This is a genomic window from Pseudomonas sp. LBUM1668 (assembly GCF_059695715.1).
Map to the genome: position 1 here is coordinate 4,874,329 of NZ_CP166787.1, position 21,705 is coordinate 4,896,033.

The window sequence follows — 21,705 nt, forward strand, 5'->3', positions numbered from 1 at the left end:
GCAGCCCATCGGGGATAAATCCCCTCGCCACAAGTTCGCGCCCAGTCTGAAAGATTTTTGCCTCTGCTGTAACAGTCATTTATGAAAATCACGCTGTTTCCAAACCCCCGGCAACCTTATCTTTGCCCGCACCAAACAGCACTTGCCAAGCAAGAAGGTTTTCAAGATGTCCAACAGTATGGGTATTGCCAGCGCTTTCGTTTTGTCCTCATTGATCCTGTCGCCGATGGCGATGGCTGAAGAGTCCCAGGCCTTCGTTGCGCACAACAGCGCTCGGGCCCAGGCGTACGACCAGCATCAGACAGAAATGATGGCCAAGGCCAAAGACGCGACGCAGACACCTCAGGCTGCAGCAGCCCAGACTCAGGCCTCCGAGAAAGACAGCTGAGTCGCACACCGCTCCGTTTCCCTCGACGCGGTTGTTTGGCTCTTCCCGTTCAACCGTCGTCATTCCAGGCCGCTGCCTTTCAGCGGCCTTTTTTCGTTGTGGTCTGAAAGCTGTTTGGTGCGTCTTTTACAACAAGAAACATTTCGCGCCTCGGAATATTGAGGTGCCGTTGACCCAAGGAGCTCTACCGCACGTGCGTTACCCAGTCCGTTTCACTCCACTGTTCATTGCAATTGCCGCAACGATTGCCCCCGCCGTTCACGCTGATGAGCCCGCGCCAGAAGGGTTTATCGAAGGCTCAAGCCTCAACCTCAACGCCCGCAACTACTACATGAATCGCAACCGTCTGCAGAAAGCGGACGACAACATCGAGTGGGGCCAGGGCTTTCTCGGGGTATTTCAGTCGGGTTACACCCAAGGCACAGTCGGTTTCGGCATTGATGCCCACGCCATGCTCGGGCTGAAACTCGACGGCGGTGGCGGTACGGACGGCTCCAGCATCCTGCCGATCAGCGATGGCAACGGCAAGGCACCGGGGTCGTTTTCAACAGCCGGCGGCACTTTGAAAATGCGTGCGTTCGACACCGAATTGAAGGCTGGTGATCTGTTTCTCACCAACCCGGTGATTGCCGGCGGAGACACGCGCATGCTGCCGCAGACGTTCCGTGGCGTCAGCCTGACCAACCATAGCTTCGACGGCTGGTTGATCGAAGGTGGCCAGGCCAGTTTCACCAAACCTTACAATCAGAGCGGCCACACGCGCATCGGCACCTCGTACGGCACCCTGGCAGATGGCGACGATAGTCATCACCTGAACTGGGCCGGCGCGTCCTGGAGCGGTGTCGAAGGCTTGACCAGCAGCCTCTACGCGTCCGAGCTCAAGGACATCTGGAACCAGTATTACTACGACCTGGATTACACCTGGCAGTTGAACGACCTGGTCAGCCTTAACCCGGGCCTGCACTTCTATCACACCCAAGACACCGGCGATGCGCTGCTCGGCGACATCGACAACAACACCTACAGCCTGCATTTCACCGTCGGCATCGGCAGCCATAGCGTCACGGCCGCTTACCAGCGGGTCAACGGCAACACGCCGTTCGACTACATCAGCCAGGGCGACAGCGTTTACCTCGACAACTCCCAGCAATACTCGGACTTCAACGGCCCGAACGAGCGTTCGTGGAAACTCAAGTATGCCTACGACTTCGCCGGTGTCGGCGTGCCGGGGCTGACTTCGGCAGTGTCCTACTCGCGGGGGACGGTTGATTTGACCAAGGCTGACCCGAGCAGCGTGGGGTATTCCAATTGGTACAGCGCCGACGGTGGCAACGCCAAGCACTGGGAACGCGATCTCGACTTGAAGTACGTCGTACAAAGCGGCCAGGCGAAAGACCTGGCGGTGCGTCTGCAATGGGCGACACATCGCGTTGGCAACGGTTATGGCGTGATTGATTCGGACGCAGATGAATATCGCGTGATCGTCGACTACCCGATCAACGTCTTCTAAGATCAGTCAGTTAACACTGGACATGTAGGAGCTGCCGAAGGCTGCGATCTGTTGATCTTTCTCTTGAAAATCAAAAGATCGCAGCCTTCGGCAGCTCCTACAGTGGCGAAACAGCAAGCTCTCCACAGTTAATCCTTTGTTTGTGCAACTACTCTCATAAGATCCCCCAACCGATAACCCCACCATGATCGCGAGCCGTACCCCACCTGTTGCGGGCAAGACCGGACGCCCCGAGCTGCTTTTGATTTTCGGCAGCCTGCTGAGCGTGATCGCTATTGTGTGCATCGTCACTTTCCTGTTGATTCGTGAGCACGCCAGCGCTCAGGAGTCAGCCACCCGCAGCGCGACCACCATCGCCCAGTTGATCGACGCCGATGTTCTGCGCACTGTCGAGTTGTACGACCTGACGCTGCAAGGCCTGATCGCCACTTCGCAGCGTGATGACCTGCGTGACCTGACCCCGCAGATCCGCCATCTGGCGCTGTTCGACCGCTCGACCACTGCACGCTTCAAGGGCGACATTCTGTTGCTCGACAAGCTCGGCAATGTGGTTGCCGACTCATCTCAGCTCGTGCCGAAGCCGGGCAACTTCGCTGACCGCGATTACTTCCTCGCCCATGCTTTCAACCGCGATGTCGGCATGTTTATCAGCCGACCTTTCAAGACCCGCTGCGACTGCGACGAGGCCAATCAATGGCGCCTCAGCTTCAGTCGACGTATTTCCTCAGACACCGGCGAGTTCATTGGCGTGGCCGTGGCATCGTTGAAGCTCGATTACTTCGACCAACTATTCAACAGCCTCGACATCGGCAATGACAGCACACTGAACATCATCGACAACGATGGCGTGTTGCTTGCGCAGAAGCCGTACCTGCAAAGCGACTCCGTCGGTAAAAGCTTTGGCAACCGTCCCAACGTGGTGCGGATTCTGAACGACAGAAGTGGTAACGGCAGTTTTACCAGCACGTCGAGCATCGATTATCAGCAGCGGCTCTACACCTATTCGCGAGTCGGTAACCTGCCGCTGACCGTGATCGTCGCGCTGTCCAGCAACGAGGTATTCGCCGCTTGGCGCCGCACCGCAATACTGATCAGTGGCGCCACCGGTGTGCTGTGCCTTGGCTTGCTTTGGCTGACCTGGCTGCTCGTCCGTGAACTGCGCCTGCGTCAACGGGCCGAACACGAACTGGCGCAATTGGCCGCCACCGATGCGCTCACCGGGGTGGCCAACCGGCGGATGCTCGATCAGTCGCTGCGCCATGAATGGTTCCGCGCCCAGCGCTCGGGCCAACCGCTGTCGGTGATGATGATCGACGCCGATCACTTCAAGGCGTTCAACGACCGGCATGGGCATCAGGCCGGGGATCAGGCGTTGCGCGAATTGGCCAAAGTAATCACGGCAAACGTGCGACGCCCGGCGGATCTGGTGGCGCGTTACGGCGGCGAGGAGTTTTCGGTGATTCTTGCCGAGACCGACAGTACGGGCGCGCAGCTGATTGCCGAGCATATTCGTCAGGCAGTGGAGCAGTTGCCGTTGGTCGATGGGGCTGAGTTGCCGATGACAGTGAGTATCGGCATCGCCTCTTGGACGACGGCGAGCGAGATGACGCTGGAGCAGTTGCTGTTCGCGGCGGACAAGGCGTTGTATCAGGCCAAGGAAGGTGGGCGCAATCGGGTGGTTGTCTCTTAAGATCAAAAGATCGCAGCCTGCGGCAGCTCCTACATTTGGAATGCGCTCCCTGTAGGAGCTGCCGCAGGCTCGGGCCGCGATCGGACGATCTTTTGATCTTTTAAAAAGGCATAAAAAAAGGCCATCCGAGGATGGCCTTCAAAAAACTAGAGAGGTTTTTTACTTACACCGCCGCAACAGGGCGCATGTAAGAGATAGGTGCGGTACTGGCGTCTTCGAACGTCACCACTTCCCACGCATCTGTCTGCTCAATCAATTTGCGCAGCAGCTGGTTGTTCAGTGCATGACCGGACTTGAAGCCTTTGAACTCACCAATCAGGCTATTGCCCAGCAGGTACAGATCGCCAATGGCATCGAGGATTTTGTGCTTCACGAATTCGTCTTCATAGCGAAGACCGTCTTCGTTCAGTACGCCATCGGCATCGACCACGATTGCGTTTTCAACGCTGCCGCCGAGTGCGAGGTTGTGCTTGCGCAGGTACTCGATATCACTCATGAAACCGAAAGTACGGGCGCGGCTGACTTCTTTTACGAACGAAGTGCTGGAAAAATCCACGCTTGCACTTTGGGTGCGGTCCCGGAAAACCGGGTGATCGAAATCGATCTCGAAGCTCACCTTGAACCCTTCGAAAGGGACGAAAGTGGCGCGCTTGTCGCCGTCTTCCACTGTCACTTCACGCAGGATGCGGATGAATTTCTTGGCGGCGTCCTGTTCTTCCAGGCCAGCCGATTGAATCAGGAATACGAAGGGTCCAGCGCTGCCATCCATGATCGGGACTTCGGACGCGGAGAGCTCGACGTAGGCGTTATCGATGCCCAGGCCAGCCATGGCCGAGAGCAAGTGCTCTACCGTGTCCACTTTGACGTCGCCGTTTACCAGCGTCGTCGACATAGTGGTTTCACCGACGTTTTCCGCGCGGGCAGGAATCTGCACCACAGGGTCGAGGTCAGCGCGACAAAACACAATGCCAGTGTCGACAGGCGCAGGCTTGAGGGTCAGATAGACCTTCTCACCGGAGTGCAGGCCTACACCTGTGGCACGGATAATATTTTTCAGTGTGCGTTGTTTAATCATGGCTTGGGCCGCTTCAGCGCAAATTGCGAACTGGTATCAACAAAGGCTGGCGATAATAGCAGACCGAGCCTTTGCTGAACACCAATCACCTTCATAGCCCTGATACATTCCATCAATCGGCCTGACGACGCAGGAAAGCCGGGATGTCCAGGTAGTCCAGGTCATCTTGCGGATTCATCTTCGCGGCAGCCGCAGCACCGGCCTGAGCCTGGTTGCGCATGACGGTCGGACGATCCAGATCACGGTAGTTCACCGCTGGCGCTTCCTGACGGGACGGAGCCGGTTGCTGAACCTGAGAAGCAGCCATGGACGTGTGAACGGTGTTGTCGATGACCTTCACAGGCTTCTCGATTTTCGCGCCCAGACCGGTGGCAACTACGGTGACGTGCAGCTCGTCACGCATGTCCGGATCGATAACGGTACCGACCTTGACCATGGCGTGTTCGGATGCGAAGGCTTCGATGATGCTACCCACGTCGGAGTACTCACCCAGGGACAGGTCAGGACCGGCGGTGATGTTCACCAGAATGCCGCGTGCGCCTTGCAGGTTCACGTCTTCCAGCAGCGGGTTGCGAATTGCTGCTTCGGTGGCTTCACGTGCACGGTTCGGACCGCTGGCGCAGCCAGTGCCCATCATCGCCATGCCCATTTCGCTCATCACGGTACGTACGTCGGCGAAGTCGACGTTGATCATGCCCGGACGCTTGATGATGTCGGAGATACCGCGAACGGCACCGGCCAGTACATCGTCAGCCTTGGCGAAAGCCGACAGCAGGCTCGCGTCTTTACCGAGGATGGTCAGCAGCTTCTCGTTGGGAATGGTGATCAACGAGTCAACGCTTTCAGACAGCAGACGGATACCTTCGTCGGCGATCTGCATGCGCTTGCGGCCTTCGAACGGGAACGGACGAGTCACGACCGCGACGGTCAGAATGCCCATTTCCTTGGCCACTTCGGCGATGATCGGCGCAGCACCGGTACCGGTACCGCCGCCCATGCCCGTGGTGATGAACACCATGTTGGTGCCCTGCAGGACTTCGGCAATGCGCTCACGGTCTTCGAGAGCGGCCTGACGACCTACTTCAGGGTTGGCGCCAGCGCCGAGACCTTTGGTCACGCCGGTGCCCAGTTGCAGGATGGTCCGCGCGCCGATGGATTTCAGCGCTTGAGCATCAGTGTTGGCGCAGATGAATTCAACGCCTTCGATGTTGCTCTTGACCATGTGATTGACAGCGTTGCCGCCGCCACCGCCAACACCGATAACTTTGATTACCGGGCTTGCGGGGATGTTGTCTACGAGTTCGAACATTTTCCCTCTCCTTACATTCTCTAGTTTTTTCGCCTACTGCTTTTTGTTGCGGTGTTGCGGTAAATCTTTAGAAATTGCCCTGGACCCACTTTTTCAGTCGGTCGAGCAGCGGCGCCTGAGGCTCTTCGCTGCTGTAGCTGTCGCGGCTGCCGATGCCGGAGAACGAAACTCCGTCGGACTGCTTTTGCAGGCCGTACATCAACAAGCCAACGCCAGTGGAATAAATCGGGTTACGCACCACGTCATCCAGACCTTTCACACCGTGCGGGACACCGAGGCGTACCGGCATGTGGAAGATTTCTTCGGCAAGCTCAGTGGCGCCTTCCATCTTCGACGTACCGCCGGTCAGGACGATGCCGGCCGGGATCAGGTCTTCGTAGCCGCTGCGACGCAGTTCGGCCTGAATCAGGGTGAACAGTTCGTCGTAACGCGGCTCGACCACTTCGGCCAGGGCCTGACGCGACAGTTCACGCGGTGGACGGTCGCCAACGCTTGGCACCTTGATGGTTTCGCCGGCGCCAGCCAGTTTGGCCAGGGCGCAGGCGTAACGGATCTTGATTTCTTCGGCGTACTGGGTCGGGGTGCGCAACGCCATGGCGATGTCGTTGGTCACCTGATCACCGGCAATCGGGATCACGGCCGTGTGGCGGATCGCGCCTTCGGTGAATATTGCGATGTCGGTGGTACCGCCGCCGATGTCGACCAGGCACACGCCCAGCTCTTTCTCGTCATCGGTCAGCACCGAATACGCGGACGCCAGTTGCTCAAGAATGATGTCGTCGATTTCCAGACCGCAGCGGCGCACGCATTTTTCAATGTTCTGTGCGGCGTTGACGGCGCAGGTGACCACGTGAACCTTGGCTTCCAGACGTACGCCAGACATGCCCAGAGGTTCGCGAACGCCTTCCTGGTTATCGATCACGTAATCCTGCGGCAGGGTGTGCAGCACGCGCTGATCAGCCGGGATCGCGACAGCCTGAGCGGCGTCGAGCACGCGCTCAAGGTCGGCCGAGCTGACTTCGCGATCACGAATCGCAACGATGCCGTGGGAGTTCAGGCTGCGGATGTGATTACCCGCCACGCCGACGAACGCCGAGTGAATGCGGCAGCCCGCCATCAATTGGGCTTCTTCGATCGCGCGCTGGATCGATTGCACGGTGGACTCGATATTCACCACCACGCCTTTTTTCAGGCCGCGGGACGGATGTGTACCGATACCGACGATTTCCAGCGTGCCGTCGTCCGAGACCTCGCCTACCAGCGCCACCACCTTGGAGGTGCCGATATCCAGACCGACGATCATTTTGCCGCTTTGCACGTTTGCCATGGGTCCTGCCTCTTCTTAATTCTTTGCGACAGCGGGTTGGGCTGCCGTCGGCGCTACTGGTTCCCGCCAGCCAACAGCAAGGCCGTTGGCGTAGCGCAGATCGATGCGCGCAATGTTCGTAATCTGTTCTTTGAGCGTCTTGTCATAGATGGCGATAAAGCGGCGCATCTTTTCCACGAGGTTGCCGCGTCCCAGCAGCAACTCGATGCCGGGGCCGGAACTGCCGGCACCGGTGGTCAGGAACCAGCTACCTCGCTCACGCAATTCCAGGCGTGCAATCGAGAAGCCCATAGGCCGGAGCATCTGGCTCAGCACCTGGTATTGCTGCATCACTTGCTGCTGAGCCCGTTGTGGGCCGAACAGCTGTGGCAGGTGTTCGTAGTTCGCCAGCTCCCTGGGCGTAAACGCCTGGCCTTGGTTGTTGAGCAATGACTCGTCGCCCCAACGCGCTACCGGCAGTTGCTCTTCGAGGCGGATCACCACTTGATCCGGCCACACCCGACGCACTTCGGCGTGGGCAATCCAGGGCATTTGCTCAAGCTCTTTGCGCATGCTGGCCAGGTCGATGGTGAAGAAGCTCGACGCGACGAACGGGGCGATTCGCTGCTGCACCGCTTGCTGGCTGATGTAGCTCAGGTCGCCCTGCACGGCGATCTTGGTGATCGGCCGGTCGGCGTACGGCAGCAACCGCTGCGCACCTTCATAAGTACCGAACCCGAGCACCACCAGCAGCACTGGCCAGAACAGGCTTTTCACAAAACCGAAGTTGGCTTTTGGCAGGCGCGCGGACATCGGCTCTTTGGCCACCATTCGGCTGGCACCCCGCGGCACCGGCTTGCGGCCGGGTGCGGGTGGCTGATGTCTGAGCTGAGCGCCTTGCATGCTCTTAACCTCTCGACTCTTGAACGCTGGCAGCCAGAATGGCCAGTACCAGTTGCTGGAAATCCAGACCGGCAGCACGGGCCGCCATCGGCACCAGACTGTGATCGGTCATGCCCGGTGCGGTGTTCACTTCCAGGAACCAGAACTGCCCGTCGGCGTCCTGCATCACGTCTGCCCTGCCCCAACCGGCGATACCCAACGCCTCACTGGCCTTGGCCGTGAGTTCCATGAGTTCCTGCTCTTTGGCGGCATCCAGCCCGCACGGAATGCGGTACTGGGTATCGTTGGCGATGTACTTGGCGTCGTAGTCGTAGAACGTGTGCGGTGTACCCAGGGCGATTGGAGGCAACACCTGGTCACGCAGGGTGGCGATGGTGAACTCCGGACCTTGAATCCATTGCTCGACCAACACTTGCGAATCGTAGGTACTGGCCGCTTTCCATGCGTCGATCAACTCGGACGCAGAACTCACTTTGGCCATCCCGATACTTGAACCTTCATGCGCCGGTTTGACGATCAAAGGGAAGCCCAGTTCCGTCGCTGCCGAAATACAATCGGCTTCGCTGCACAGCACGGCGTGACGCGGCGTCGGAATCCCGAGGCTGTGCCAGACCTGCTTGGTGCGAAGTTTGTCCATCGCCAGTGCGGAAGCCAGAATGCCGCTGCCGGTGTACGGAATGCCCGCCACTTCGAGCAGGCCCTGCATGGAGCCGTCTTCACCGCCACGACCGTGGAGAATGATGAACGCGCGGTCGATTTTTTCGCTGAGCAGACGCTGCAGAATATCGTCGCCGACATCGATGCCGAACGCGTCCACACCAGCGCTTTGCAGCGCCGCGAGCACGGCGTTACCGGATTTCAACGAAACCTCACGCTCGGCACTCAGGCCACCGAACAGCACGGCGACGCGGCCGAAGTCTTTCGGCGCAATGGTGGAGAACAGATTGGCGTAGGCAGCAGTCATTTCAACTTCCCCTCGACCGGCGCAGCCACGGCGCCAGCGAACAATTCACTTTTCAACAGCTTCGGCGCGAGACCGCCGATATCACCAGCGCCCTGGCACAGCAGGATGTCGCCGGCGCGCAACAGCGGCTTGACCAGCGGCGCCAGATCGACGCCACGCTCGATGTAGATCGGGTCGAGTGCACCGCGCTGCCGAATGCTGTTGCACAGCTTGCGGCTGTCGGCGCCCGGGATCGGTTCTTCGCCGGCCGGATAGACTTCCATCAGCAGCAGCACGTTGGCGTCAGCCAGTACATTGACGAAGTCGTCGTACAGATCGCGGGTGCGGCTGTAACGGTGCGGCTGGTAAACCATCACCAGACGGCGCTCCGGCCAGCCACCACGTACGGCTTTGATCACGGCTGCGACTTCGGTCGGATGGTGGCCGTAGTCATCGACCAGCATCACGCTGCCACCGTCCACCGGCAGTTCGCCGTAGACCTGGAAGCGACGACCCACGCCCTGGAAGCCCGACAGGCCCTGAACGATGGCTTCATCGCTGACGCCCTCGTCGGTGGCGATGCAGATGGTTGCCAACGAATTGAGCACGTTGTGGTTGCCCGGCATGTTCACCGATACATCCAGCGGCTCGCGATCAGGACGCAGCACGGTGAAGAAGGTCTGCATGCCTTGCTGGCGCACGTTGATCGCACGAATGTCGGCGTCTTCACTGAAGCCGTAAGTCACGGTCGGACGTTTGACCAGTGGCAGGATTTCGCGCACCACCGGATCGTCCAGGCACATCACCGCCAAACCGTAGAACGGCAGGTTGTGCAGGAATTCGACGAAGGTTTTCTTCAGTATGTTGAAGTCACCGCCGTAGGTCGCCATGTGATCGGCGTCGATGTTGGTGACCACGGCCACCAGCGGCTGCAAGTGCAGGAAGCTCGCATCGCTTTCATCGGCTTCGGCAATCAGGTAACGGCTGGTGCCGAGTTGCGCGTTGGTGCCGGCAGCGTTCAGACGCCCACCGATAACGAACGTCGGATCGAGACCACCGGCGGCGAACACAGACGCGATCAGGCTGGTCGTGGTGGTTTTGCCGTGGGTACCGGCAACGGCGATGCCGTGGCGATAGCGCATCAGCTCAGCGAGCATTTCGGCGCGTGGTACCACCGGGATGCGGCGTTCCAGTGCGGTCGCGACTTCCGGGTTGGAGGTGTTGACGGCGCTCGACACCACCAGCACATCGGCGGCAGCGGCGTTCTCGGCACGGTGGCCGATGAAGATCTTCGCGCCGAACGATTCCAGACGCTCAGTGACCGGCGAGGCTTTCAGGTCGGAACCGGACACTTCATAGCCCAGGTTCAACAACACTTCAGCGATGCCGCACATGCCCACGCCGCCGATACCGACGAAGTGGATGCGACGGATGCGGCGCATTTCCGGTTGCGGCATGGCTTTCTGATTCTCAACCATGGACCACCTCCAGACAGGTATCGACCACGCTACGGGTGGCATCGGGTTTCGCCAGACGGCGGGCCGCTTGGGCCATTTCTTCGAGTCGTTGCGGTTGCATCAAGACCTCTGTCAGGCGCGCGGCAAGGTCCGCGGCACCAGTCGTTCTTTGCGGCATCAGGAAGGCAGCGCCTTCACGGGCCAAATAATCGGCGTTGCGGGTCTGGTGATCGTCGATTGCGTGGGGCAAAGGCACCAGCATCGAGGGCAGACCGGCGGCAGCCAGCTCACTGATGGTCAACGCGCCTGCACGGCACACCACCAGGTCAGCCCAGCCATAGGCCTGGGCCATGTCTTTGATGAACGGCTGCACCTGCGCTTCCACGCCGGCGGCGCGGTAGCGCTCTGCAGTCACTTCATCGTGGTTTTTGCCGGCCTGATGGAACACTTCCGGACGCAAATCGGCAGCGACTTGCGCCAGCGCTTCAGGCAGCAACTTGTTCAACGGTTCTGCGCCCAGGCTTCCGCCCAGGATCAGCAAACGCGCTTTGCGACCGGCCAGGGCAGGTCGCGGTGTTTCGAGGAACAGCTCGCTGCGCACCGGATTACCGGTGGTGCGGCGGCTGTCCGACAGAGTAAAGGTGTCGGGGAACGCTTCACACACTCGGGCGGCGAACGGCACCAGCAACCGATTGGCGGTGCCGGCGACGGCGTTCTGCTCGTGAACGATCACCGGCACACCGGCCAGTTTCGCCGCGAGACCGCCGGGGCCGGTCACGTAGCCACCGAAGCCGACCACACACACCGGACGCAGCCGACGAATGATCGCCCGCGCCTGCCAGACCGATTTGAGCAGCATGAAGGGTGCCTTGAGCAGTGACAGCTTGCCCTTGCCGCGCAGACCACTGGCGTTGATCCGGTGCAGTTCCAGCCCAGCGGCCGGCACCAGTTCGTTCTCGATCCCGCGTGGGGTGCCGAGCCAGTGCACGGTATAGCCGCGCGCCTGAAACTCGCGGGCACAGGCCAGCGCCGGGAATACGTGGCCGCCGGTTCCGCCGGCCATGATCAATACGTTAGCGCCCATGATTCGGCTCCTCGGCGAAGTCGCTCTCATGGAATTCCATCTCTTCACTGCCCAGATGGGTTCGACTCTCCCACTCGATCCTCAGCAACAAGCCGAGACAGGCACAGCAGATCACCAACGAGCTGCCGCCGTAACTGAGGAACGGCAAGGTCAGACCCTTGGTTGGCAGCAGGCCGACGTTCACACCGATGTTGATCAGGAACTGACCAATCCACAGGAACGACAAGCCGTATGCAACATAAGCGGCGAAGAACTGCTTGGCTTTCTCGGCCCACAGACCGATGTACATGCCGCGGATACACACGAACACGAACAGTGCGACGGTGCACAGCGAACCCACCGCACCGAGCTCTTCGGCAAGTACCGAGAACACGAAGTCGGTGTGGGCTTCCGGCAGGTAGAACTGCTTCTGCACGCTGTTGCCCAGGCCCACGCCCAGCCACTCACCACGACCGAACGCGATCAGCGCTTGCGACAACTGATAACCGGCACCGAACTGGTCGGCCCACGGGTCGGCGAAGTTGGTCAGACGCGCCATCCGGTACGGCTGCATCTGAATCAACAGGACCACGGCCCCGACCGCCAACACCACCATCAGCGAGAAGCGGAACAGGCCGACCCCGCCAAGGAACAGCATCGCCGCCGCAGCGCCCATCATCACTACGGTGGCGCCGAAGTCCGGCTCCATCAGCAACAGGCCGGCCATTGGCAGCAGCACGATGAACGGCTTGAAGAAACCCATCCAGCTCTCGCGCACTTCTTTCTGGCGACGCACAAGATAACCGGCGAGGTAAATCACCACGAATACCTTGGCGATCTCCGACGGCTGCACGTTGAAGAAGCTGAAACCGATCCAGCGCATCGAACCGTTAACCTCACGGCCGATCCCCGGGATGATCACCATGATCAGCAGGCCAAATGCGCCGAGCAGCATCAACCAGCCGAGACGTTGCCAGGTGGCGATCGGAATCATCATGGTGATGATGCACGCGCCCAATCCCAGCACCACATAGATAAGGTGGCGGATCATGTAATACAGCGGACTGCCCGACTGCGCGGCCGCCACTTCGGTGGAAGCCGAAGCGATCATGATCAGACCCAGGCCGAGCAGCGCCAGGCAACCGGCGAGCATCGGGAAGTCGAGATCGATGCCGCGTCCGGTAATCAGCGGCGACGGGTACGGCTTGATGATATTTCTCAGGTTCATGCCAATTCCTCCACGGCGCGGACGAACTGGTGACCACGGTCTTCATAATTCTTGAACATGTCGAAACTGGCACAGGCTGGCGACAGCAGCACCACATCACCCGGTTGGGCGGCAGCGCGGCATTGCGCGACAGCATCAACCAGGGAGGTTGCGCGAATCAGTGGCACGCCATCGCCGATGGCCGCGCCGATCTTGTCGGAGTCGCGGCCCATCAGGATCACGGCACGGCAGTTGGCTGCCACCGGATCACGCAGGTCGTTGAACTCGGCACCTTTGCCATCACCACCGGCGATCAGAATGACCTTGCCGTCGATGTCCGCACCCAGGCCTTCGATGGCCGCCAGTGCGGCGCCAACGTTGGTGGCTTTGGAATCGTTGTAGTAAGCGACGCCGTCCAGATCACGCACCCACTGGCAGCGATGTTCGAGACCGGCGAAGGTGCGCAGGGCCGCCAGCATCGCGTCGAACGGCAGGCCGACCGCATGGCCGAGCGCCAGCGCCGCCAGTGCGTTGGACTGGTTGTGCGCGCCACGAATTTTCAGCTCGCGTACCGGCATCAGGTTCTGGAATTCGAAGGCCAGATACTTCTCGCCATCTTCTTCGCGGATACCGAATGCCTTGAAATCAGGTTTGGTCAGGCCGAACGTCCAGCATGGCTGGCCCTCGCCTATCAGCGGACGGGTCAGTGCATCCTGACGATTGACCACGAACTGCTTGGCACCACGGAAAATCCGGTGCTTGGCCAGGTGGTACGCCGGCAGACCGCTGTAGCGATCCATGTGGTCTTCGCTGATGTTCAGCACGGTCGCCACTTCAGCGTTGAGCTGATCGGTGGTTTCCAGCTGAAAGCTCGACAACTCCATCACGTACAACTCGACGTCGTCGCTGAGCAGATCCAGCGCCGGGGTACCGAGATTGCCGCCCACCGCCACACGCTTGCCGGCCGCAGCCGCCATCTCGCCGACCAGGGTGGTGACCGTGCTTTTCGCGTTGGAACCACTGATGGCCACAATCGGCGCCTTCGCGTTACGCGCGAACAGCTCGATGTCACCGGACAGTTTCACGCCACGGGCCGCAGCGGCTTGCAGGGCCGGGGTCGCCAGCGCCAGGCCGGGGCTCACGTAGAGCTCGTCGGCACGGCAGAGGAATTCGACGTCCAGCTCGCCACAACGCACTTCCACGTGCGGATAGTCACGCTTGAGCGTGGCCAGTTCCGGTGGATTCTCCCGCGTATCGGCCACGGCAAACGACGTGCCCCGGTTCGCCAGGAAGCGAACCAGGGACATGCCGCTCTTGCCGAGGCCGACAACGATGCGGAAGTGGTCAGAAGCGATCAGAGACACTCGTTCTACCTCAGCTTCAGGGTGGCAAGGCCAACCAGCACGAGAATCACGGTGATGATCCAGAAACGGACGATCACGCGCGGCTCGGGCCAGCCCTTGAGTTCAAAGTGGTGGTGGATCGGTGCCATGCGGAATACGCGGCGACCGGTCAGCTTGAAGGACGCCACCTGGATGACCACCGACAGGGTTTCCATCACGAACACGCCGCCCATGATGAACAGGACGATTTCCTGACGGACGATCACCGCGATGGTGCCCAGTGCAGCACCCAGCGCCAGTGCGCCAACGTCGCCCATGAAGACTTGGGCCGGATAGGTGTTGAACCAGAGGAAACCCAGACCGGCACCGATCAGCGCACCGCAGAACACAATCAGTTCGCCCGCGCCCGGTACATACGGGATCAACAGGTATTCAGCGAATTTCACGTTACCCGACAGGTAGCAGAAGATGCCGAGACCACCGCCGACCATCACGGTTGGCATGATCGCCAGACCGTCGAGGCCGTCGGTGAGGTTGACCGCGTTGCTCGAACCGACAATCACGAAGTAGGTCAGCACGATGAAACCGAAGCCCAGCGGAATGCTGTAGTCCTTGAGCATCGGCAGGATCAGCGTGGTTTCCACCGGCGTCGAAGCGGTCATATAAAGGAAGATCGCCGCGCCCAGACCAAACACCGACTGCCAGAAATACTTCCAGCGGCTCGGCAAGCCTCGCGAGTTCTTCTCGATGACTTTGCGGTAATCGTCGACCCAGCCGATGGCACCGAACAGCAGGGTAACCAGCAACACAGTCCAGACATAGCGGTTGCTCAGGTCAGCCCAGAGCAAAGTACTGACGCCGATGGACGACAGGATCAGCGCGCCACCCATGGTCGGTGTACCCGACTTCGACAGGTGCGATTGCGGACCGTCGTTACGAACGGACTGGCCGATCTGACGGTTCTGCAGAGTGCGGATCATCCACGGGCCATAGCACAGCGACAAAACCAGCGCGGTCAGCACACCGAGGATCCCGCGCAGGGTCAGGTACTGAAAGACCGCGAAGCCTTTGTGGAACTGTTGCAGATACTCCGCTAGCAGCAGCAGCATTAATGTTTCTCCAGACTGGACCCGCACAGAGCCGCAACGATGTTTTCCATCGCTGCACTGCGCGAACCCTTGATCAAAATAGTGGTGTTTGTGTCCTGCTCGGCGTCCAGGGCCTGGATCAGTTCGGCTTGTGTGCCGAAGTGATGCGCCTGCTCACCGAATGCGTTGACGGCGTGAACCATGTTCGGTCCAACTGCGTAAAGCGCGGATACCTTGCCCCGGGCGTACTCGCCCACGTCGCGGTGCCCCTGCTCCGCCCAATCGCCCAACTCGCCGATATCTCCGAGCACCAGGACGGTGCGGCCGGAAAAGCCGGCGAGTATATCAACGGCCGCGCACATCGAGGTGGGGTTTGCGTTGTAAGTGTCATCAATCACGCGCATGCCGTTTTTCGCCAATTGCGCGACGGTGCGGCCCTTGACCGGTTGCACCGCGCCAAGGCCAGTGGCGATGCCGAACAGCGACACACCCAAGGCGTGGGCAGCAGCGGCGGCAGCCATGGAGTTGGCAACGTTATGGGTGCCGAGCAGGTTCAGTTGAACGCGCTCCATACCTTCAGGCGTGTGCAGATTGAAGGCCGGGCAACCGCGTGCATCAGTGCTCAGGTCGCTGGCGTAGAAGTCCGCTTGAGTGTTGCTCAGGGCGAAGGTCAGCACCTTGCGACCGGCAGCGCGGCTCTTCCAGATACCAAAGGCCTTGTCGTCGAGATTGAGCACGGCGATGCCATCGGCCGCCAGCCCTTCGATGATTTCGCCTTTGGCTTCGACGATTTTTTCCGGGCCACCGAACTCACCAACGTGAGCGGTACCGGCGTTGTTGAGGATCGCTACGTGCGGCTTGGTCAGCCCGACGGTGTAGGCGATTTCGCCCAGACGCGAGGCCCCCAGTTCGATCACGGCGGAGGTGTGTTCCGGCGCGAGCTCGATCAGGGTCAGCGGAACGCCGAGGTCGTTGTTCAGGTTGCCGCGTGTTGCCAGCACCGGACCGCGCGTGCGCAGGATGCTGGCGAGCATTTCCTTGACCGTGGTCTTGCCGCTGGAACCGGTCACGGCAGCCACTGGCTGAGTGAACGCCGCACGGTTCAAGGCACCCAACTGGCCCAGGGCCTGACGGGTGTCCTTGACCAACAATTGCGGCAGGGTGCTGTCGGCGACTTCGCGCTCGACCAGTGCAGCAACGGCGCCTTTGCCGGCGACGTCGTTCAGATAATCATGACCGTCGAAACGCGGGCCAGTCAGGGCAATAAACAGTTGGCCGGGTTTAATCCCACGGCTGTCGATGCTCACGCCGTCGAAACTGGCATCGGAGCTGATCAGGCGTGCGTCGAGCGCGTTGCTCAGCTCGCTGAGTGTCAGGGCCTTAAGCATGGGCCACCTCCCAAGCGGTCAGCGCGTGATCTGCTTCGACCAGGTCAGAGAAGGCATGACGCTCGCCGTTGATTTCCTGATAGTCCTCGTGACCTTTACCGGCCAGAACGATCACGTCATCCGCCGAAGCGTCGGCAATCAATTGCGCAATCGCCTGACCACGGCCGGCGACGAAGGTGACTTTATCCACAACCGTGAAACCGGCGCGGATGTCATCGAAAATCACTGCCGGGTCTTCGGTGCGCGGATTGTCATCGGTGACAACCACTTGATCGGCCAGACGCTCGACCACTTCGGCCATCAGCGGACGCTTGCCACGATCACGGTCACCGCCGCAGCCGAACAGGCACAGCAACTGGCCTTTGACGTGCGGGCGCAAAGCCGTCAGGACTTTTTCCAGCGCATCCGGGGTGTGGGCGTAATCGACCACCACCAACGGCTGAGTGCCGCCGCCAAGACGCTGCATGCGTCCGGCCGGGCCTTCGAGTTTCGGCAGTACCTTGAGAATTTCGTCGAGCGCGTAATCCAGGCCGAGCAAGGCGCCGACGGCTGCCAGTACGTTGCTCAGGTTGAAACGGCCGAGCAGCGTGCTGCGCAGATGATGCTCGCCCTGCGGCGTGACCAATGTGGCGCGCACGCCGTGATCGTCAAACTGCGCTTCGCGGCAGTACAGATAAGCGCTGCTGTCGAGGAGACTATAGGTGATCAAACGCGACTCGCGTTTTTCGGCGGCCAGTTGCCGGCCGAAATCGTCGTCGAGGTTGACCACACGGCATTTCAGATCATTCCAGGCGAACAGCTTGGCCTTGGCCTGCGCGTAAGCCTCCATCGTGCCGTGATAATCCAGATGATCGCGGGACAGGTTGGTCATCACGGCGACGTCGAACGCCAGCGCGGTGACGCGGCCTTGATCCAGACCGTGGGACGACACTTCCATGGCCACGGCTTTGGCGCCGGCCTTTTTCAGGTCGCCCAAAGTCGCTTGCACGGCGATCGGATTCGGCGTGGTGTGCAGACCACTTTGCAATGCGCCATAGAAGCCGGAACCGAGGGTGCCGACAATGCCGCAATGCTGGCCGAGCAGATCCAGCGCTTGCGCGACCAGTTGGGTCACGCTGGTTTTACCGTTGGTGCCCGTTACGCCCACCAGATTCAGGTGATGGCTCGGCTCACCGTAAAAACGTCCGGCGATGTCCGACAGCTGCGCCGCCAGCCCCTTGACCGGGATCAGCGGCACGTCCGTGATCGGCAGCACGGTGGCGCCTTCGACTTCATAAGCAACGGCCGCGGCGCCACGGGCAAGCGCGTCAGCAATGTGCGCACGGCCATCGAATTTGCCGCCCGGCACCGCGAGAAACAGGTCGCCCGCGCGTACGTTACGGCTATCCAGTGCCAATTCACGGATCAACAGATCGTGGCCGGCGTGGGGGAATATCTTGTTCAGACTTAATGACATCAGCCGCGCCCTCCATTGGCTTTCAGCGGAACGACCGGGGTGGCGTTGGCCTGTTGAGTGGTCGGCAGGTTATCCGGGGTCACGTTCATCAAGCGCAGGGTGCCGGACATCACGCGACTGAACACCGGCGCGGAAACCAGACCACCGAAGTAACCGGCCTTGCTTGGCTCATCGATCACCACAACGATGGCGTAACGCGGATCGCTCATCGGGCCGAAGCCGGCGAACAGCGAACGGTAGGAGTTTTCGGCGTAGCCCTTGGTGCCCACCGAAGTCTTGCGCGCAGTACCCGACTTGCCCGCCACGTGATACGCCGGCACCTGCGCACGGAACACACCGCGCGGGGCTTCGATCACCTGGGTCAACATGCCCTGCATGGTTTTCGCGACAGCTTCCGGCAGCACTTGCGTGGTCTGCGGCATCTTGTCGGTTTTGATCAGCGTCAACGGTGCGAGGCGACCGTTGTTGGCCAGCGCCGAGAAGGCGTGAACCAGTTGAATCGCGGTTACGGAAATACCGTAGCCGTAGGACAGTGTCGCGGTTTCGGCCTTGCGCCAATCGCGGTAGTTCGGCAGGTTGCCGACACGTTCGCCCGGGAAGCCGAGGCCGGTGTCCTGGCCGAGACCGACTTTTTGCGCAAGGCGGAAAATCGTTTCGCCGCCGATATCGAACGCGACCTTACTCATGCCGACGTTACTGGAATTGATCAGGATGCCGGTCAGGTCGAGCACCGGACCTTCGGACCTGGAAACGTCCTTGATGGTGTATTTGCCGATCTGCAGCGTGCCTGGATAAACCTCGACGGTATCGCTCGGTTTCCAGCGACCGGTTTCGATCGCGGCGGCCATCGAGATGGCTTTCATGGTCGAACCCGGTTCGAACACGTCGATCATCGCGCGGTTACGCATCATCGCCGGTTGCAGGTTGCGACGGTTGTTCGGGTTATAGGTCGGCTGGTTGACCATGGCGAGGATCTCGCCAGTCTTCACGTCCATGATCACCAGGCTGCCAGCCTTGGCGCCGTTCTCGATGATCGCGTTACGCAGCTCGCGGTTGGCCAGATATTGCAGGCGCAGGTCAATGGACAACGCCAAGGGCTTGCCGGCCTTGGCGTTTTTGGTGACCTGAACATCTTTGATCAGCCGACCGCGCCGATCCTTGATGACTTGTCGTTTGCCCGGCACTCCGGCCAGCCATTCGTCGTAGGCCAGTTCGACGCCTTCGCGACCGTGATCATCGATGTCGGTAAAGCCGACCATGTGCGCGGTGACTTCACCGGCCGGGTAAAACCGGCGGAATTCTTCGATGCCGTAGACGCCCGGCACTTTCAGGTCGAGCACAGACTGGCCTTGCTCGGGGGTCAGCCCACGCACCAGATAAATGAATTCTTTGTTGGCCTGCGCCTCAAGGCGTTCGGTCAGGGCTTTCGGGTCCTGACCCAGCGCGGCGGCCAGTGCTGGCCACTTCTCTTTGGCTGTTTGCATTTCCTTGGCGTTGGCCCACAGGGTGGTCACCGGGGTACTGACGGCCAAAGGCTCGCCGTTACGGTCGGTGATCAGACCACGGTGAGCAGGAATCGGGATGTGACGAAGACTGCGCGCATCGCCCTGACCTTTGAGGAAGTCACGGTCAACCACTTGCAGGTCAATGATGCGCCAGCAGATCGCAGCCACCATCAAACCGAGCAGGGCCACCATCAGGCGGAAGCGCCACGGGAACAGTGCGCCTTCAAGTTTCATCATGGCGCCACCATCTTCACGTCAGCCGCGCCAGGGATATGCATTTTCAGTTGTTCGGTGGCCAGCACTTCGATGCGGCTGTGCGCGGTCCAGGTGCTTTGCTCGAGAATCAAGCGGCCCCACTCGGCCTGCGCCTTGTCGCGCACGCTGAGTTCGTTATAAAGATTGTTCAGCAACTGGCGGTTCCAGTGCGCGCTGTACGACACAGCGATGGCCGAGACGAGCACGCCTACAAACAGCAGCAGCATGAAAAAGCTGCCGCCGGGCAGTGGCTTGGCGAAAAGCTTGCTCAACGCAATTTCTCCGCGACGCGCATGACGGCGCTACGGGAACGTGGGTTGGCTTTGAGTTCGGCGTCGGAGGCCGTCTGCGCTTTGCCATGGACTTTGATTTTCGGCTCGAACGCCACATGGCGAACCGGCAGGTTGCGCGGCAGGTTATCGGCTTCGCCCTTCACCAGCTTGCGCATGAACAGCTTGACGATGCGGTCTTCCAGCGAATGGAAGCTGATCACGACCAGACGGCCGCCCACTTCCAGAGCTTCCAGCGCGGCTTCGAGGCCGGCTTCCAGATCGCCCAATTCGTTATTGACGTGAATGCGCAGCCCCTGGAACGCACGGGTGGCCGGGTTCTTGCCCTTTTCCCATGCCGGGTTGGCGACCTTGAGCACTTCGGCCAGATCGGCGGTGCGCTCGAAAGGTTTGATATCGCGACGTTCGGCGACGGCACGCGCCATGCGACCGGAGAAACGTTCTTCACCGTATTCCTTGAACACCCGGGCGATTTCTTCAGCCGGCGCGGTGTTGACGAATTCAGCGGCGCTGATGCCACGGGACGGATCCATGCGCATGTCCAGCGGGCCGTCGTTGAGGAAACTGAAACCGCGCTCAGCGTCATCGAGCTGCGGCGAGGACACGCCCAGATCGAGCAGAATGCCGCTGACCTTGCCGGCCAGACCGCGTTCGGCGATTTCCGAACCGAGCTCGGCAAAGCTGCGCTGCACAACGACAAAGCGGCCGTCTTCGGCCGCTAGCGTTTGCCCGGTGGCAATCGCTTGTGGATCTTTGTCGAACCCGATGAGTCGACCATCCGGCCCGAGCTGGCTGAGGATCAATCGACTGTGTCCGCCGCGCCCGAACGTACCGTCCAGATAGCAGCCATCAGGACGTACGGCGAGAGCCTCGACGGCTTCGTCAAGCAGTACGGTGATGTGGTTAAAGCCGCTATCAATAGTCACAGGATCAAATCACGCAGTTCATCAGGCATCGCGCCCGGTTGTTGAATGGCAGCAAGGTCAGCGGCAGATACCGCATTCCATGCATCCTCGTCCCACAATTGGAACTTGTTCAGTTGGCCCACCAGCATCGCTTTCTTATCAAGCTTTGCGTATTCGCGCAGACGCGGTGGAACCAGAAAACGACCACTGCCATCGAGCTCGAGGTCGACGGCATTACCAATCAATAAACGCTGCAAGCGGCGGTTCTCTTCACGAAGCGAAGGGAGCGCGCGCAACTTGGTTTCAATAATTTCCCACTCGTCGAGCGGGTAGACACAAAGACACGGATCAACGGCATCAATGGTGACGATCAATTGGCCGGAACTACGCGAATCGAGCTCGTCACGGTACCGGCTCGGCATAGCGAGACGGCCCTTTGCATCGAGACTGATAGCGTTAGCTCCGCGAAACACGTCTGCGTTTCTCCAATTTTTATCGTTTTGAGCTCAAAAAACCCACTTCATGCCACTTTCCGCCACTTGTGCACACTATAGGAATGCGGCCACCACACCGTCAAGGCGCGGATTAAAGGAAAAGCCTTACAGAACGGAGATTTAGGAGCAT

19 protein-coding genes are annotated in these 21,705 nt (G+C 60.2%); 3 read left to right on the forward strand and 16 right to left on the reverse strand.

What is annotated here, in order from left to right; all coding sequences use genetic code 11:
- The first annotated feature begins 166 nt into the window (after positions 1-166).
- The 3 genes from ACA061_RS21860 to ACA061_RS21870 all read left to right on the forward strand — a co-directional run bounded on the left by ACA061_RS21860 (position 167) and on the right by ACA061_RS21870 (position 3,588).
- Positions 167-388 (forward strand): hypothetical protein, encoded by a 222-nt coding sequence (locus ACA061_RS21860; protein WP_115148185.1) that lies wholly within the window; start codon positions 167-169, stop codon positions 386-388.
- Positions 389-581: 193 nt separating this feature from the next.
- The gene (locus tag ACA061_RS21865; protein WP_497300039.1) at positions 582-1,898 is read left to right on the forward strand and encodes an OprD family porin; all 1,317 of its coding nucleotides are present in this window, start codon (positions 582-584) and stop codon (positions 1,896-1,898) included.
- Between the two features lie 184 nt (positions 1,899-2,082).
- A complete protein-coding gene (locus ACA061_RS21870; RefSeq protein ID WP_497300040.1) occupies positions 2,083-3,588 on the forward strand; it encodes a sensor domain-containing diguanylate cyclase in 1,506 nt (501 codons plus the stop codon).
- A gap of 163 nt (positions 3,589-3,751) precedes the next feature.
- Here the strand turns inward: ACA061_RS21870 and lpxC are convergent, their stop codons facing one another.
- The 16 genes from lpxC to mraZ form a co-directional block, all read right to left on the reverse strand.
- Complete coding sequence (gene lpxC, locus ACA061_RS21875; RefSeq protein ID WP_007939852.1) at positions 3,752-4,663, reverse strand: UDP-3-O-acyl-N-acetylglucosamine deacetylase; 912 nt, start codon at positions 4,661-4,663, stop codon at positions 3,752-3,754.
- Between the two features lie 112 nt (positions 4,664-4,775).
- Positions 4,776-5,972 (reverse strand): cell division protein FtsZ, encoded by a 1,197-nt coding sequence (gene ftsZ, locus ACA061_RS21880; protein ID WP_042560977.1) that lies wholly within the window; start codon positions 5,970-5,972, stop codon positions 4,776-4,778.
- Between the two features lie 67 nt (positions 5,973-6,039).
- Positions 6,040-7,299, reverse strand: coding sequence for a cell division protein FtsA (gene ftsA, locus ACA061_RS21885; RefSeq protein ID WP_047303071.1), 1,260 nt, complete (start codon positions 7,297-7,299; stop codon positions 6,040-6,042).
- A gap of 15 nt (positions 7,300-7,314) precedes the next feature.
- Complete coding sequence (locus ACA061_RS21890) at positions 7,315-8,181, reverse strand: cell division protein FtsQ/DivIB (protein WP_150604348.1); 867 nt, start codon at positions 8,179-8,181, stop codon at positions 7,315-7,317.
- A 4-nt stretch (positions 8,182-8,185) separates the two neighbouring features.
- Positions 8,186-9,145: a D-alanine--D-alanine ligase gene (locus ACA061_RS21895; RefSeq protein ID WP_150604349.1), complete on the reverse strand. Its 960-nt coding sequence runs from the start codon at positions 9,143-9,145 to the stop codon at positions 8,186-8,188.
- Entirely contained in the window at positions 9,142-10,602 is a 1,461-nt protein-coding gene (murC, locus tag ACA061_RS21900) for a UDP-N-acetylmuramate--L-alanine ligase (RefSeq protein WP_150592674.1), read from the reverse strand. The genes ACA061_RS21895 and murC overlap by 4 nt, the downstream gene beginning before the upstream one ends.
- Positions 10,595-11,665, reverse strand: a complete 1,071-nt coding sequence (gene murG, locus ACA061_RS21905; RefSeq protein ID WP_115148181.1) for an undecaprenyldiphospho-muramoylpentapeptide beta-N-acetylglucosaminyltransferase — start codon at positions 11,663-11,665, stop codon at positions 10,595-10,597. Before murG ends, murC begins: the two co-directional genes overlap by 8 nt.
- On the reverse strand, positions 11,655-12,872 hold the full coding sequence (gene ftsW / locus ACA061_RS21910; protein WP_047303079.1) for a putative lipid II flippase FtsW: 1,218 nt from the start codon (positions 12,870-12,872) through the stop codon (positions 11,655-11,657). Before ftsW ends, murG begins: the two co-directional genes overlap by 11 nt.
- The gene (gene murD, locus ACA061_RS21915) at positions 12,869-14,215 is read right to left on the reverse strand and encodes a UDP-N-acetylmuramoyl-L-alanine--D-glutamate ligase (protein ID WP_210554944.1); all 1,347 of its coding nucleotides are present in this window, start codon (positions 14,213-14,215) and stop codon (positions 12,869-12,871) included. Before murD ends, ftsW begins: the two co-directional genes overlap by 4 nt.
- A gap of 5 nt (positions 14,216-14,220) precedes the next feature.
- A complete protein-coding gene (gene mraY / locus ACA061_RS21920) occupies positions 14,221-15,303 on the reverse strand; it encodes a phospho-N-acetylmuramoyl-pentapeptide-transferase (protein ID WP_047303084.1) in 1,083 nt (360 codons plus the stop codon).
- Positions 15,303-16,670, reverse strand: a complete 1,368-nt coding sequence (locus ACA061_RS21925; RefSeq protein WP_210700191.1) for a UDP-N-acetylmuramoyl-tripeptide--D-alanyl-D-alanine ligase — start codon at positions 16,668-16,670, stop codon at positions 15,303-15,305. Before ACA061_RS21925 ends, mraY begins: the two co-directional genes overlap by 1 nt.
- Positions 16,663-18,126 (reverse strand): UDP-N-acetylmuramoyl-L-alanyl-D-glutamate--2,6-diaminopimelate ligase, encoded by a 1,464-nt coding sequence (locus tag ACA061_RS21930; RefSeq protein ID WP_210700190.1) that lies wholly within the window; start codon positions 18,124-18,126, stop codon positions 16,663-16,665. Before ACA061_RS21930 ends, ACA061_RS21925 begins: the two co-directional genes overlap by 8 nt.
- Entirely contained in the window at positions 18,126-19,865 is a 1,740-nt protein-coding gene (locus ACA061_RS21935; RefSeq protein WP_210555058.1) for a peptidoglycan D,D-transpeptidase FtsI family protein, read from the reverse strand. Before ACA061_RS21935 ends, ACA061_RS21930 begins: the two co-directional genes overlap by 1 nt.
- Positions 19,865-20,158 (reverse strand): cell division protein FtsL, encoded by a 294-nt coding sequence (ftsL, locus tag ACA061_RS21940; RefSeq protein WP_150604354.1) that lies wholly within the window; start codon positions 20,156-20,158, stop codon positions 19,865-19,867. Before ftsL ends, ACA061_RS21935 begins: the two co-directional genes overlap by 1 nt.
- Positions 20,155-21,102, reverse strand: coding sequence for a 16S rRNA (cytosine(1402)-N(4))-methyltransferase RsmH (gene rsmH / locus ACA061_RS21945; RefSeq protein ID WP_390896372.1), 948 nt, complete (start codon positions 21,100-21,102; stop codon positions 20,155-20,157). Before rsmH ends, ftsL begins: the two co-directional genes overlap by 4 nt.
- Entirely contained in the window at positions 21,099-21,554 is a 456-nt protein-coding gene (gene mraZ, locus ACA061_RS21950) for a division/cell wall cluster transcriptional repressor MraZ (protein ID WP_042560992.1), read from the reverse strand. Before mraZ ends, rsmH begins: the two co-directional genes overlap by 4 nt.
- Positions 21,555-21,705: the final 151 nt, after the last annotated feature.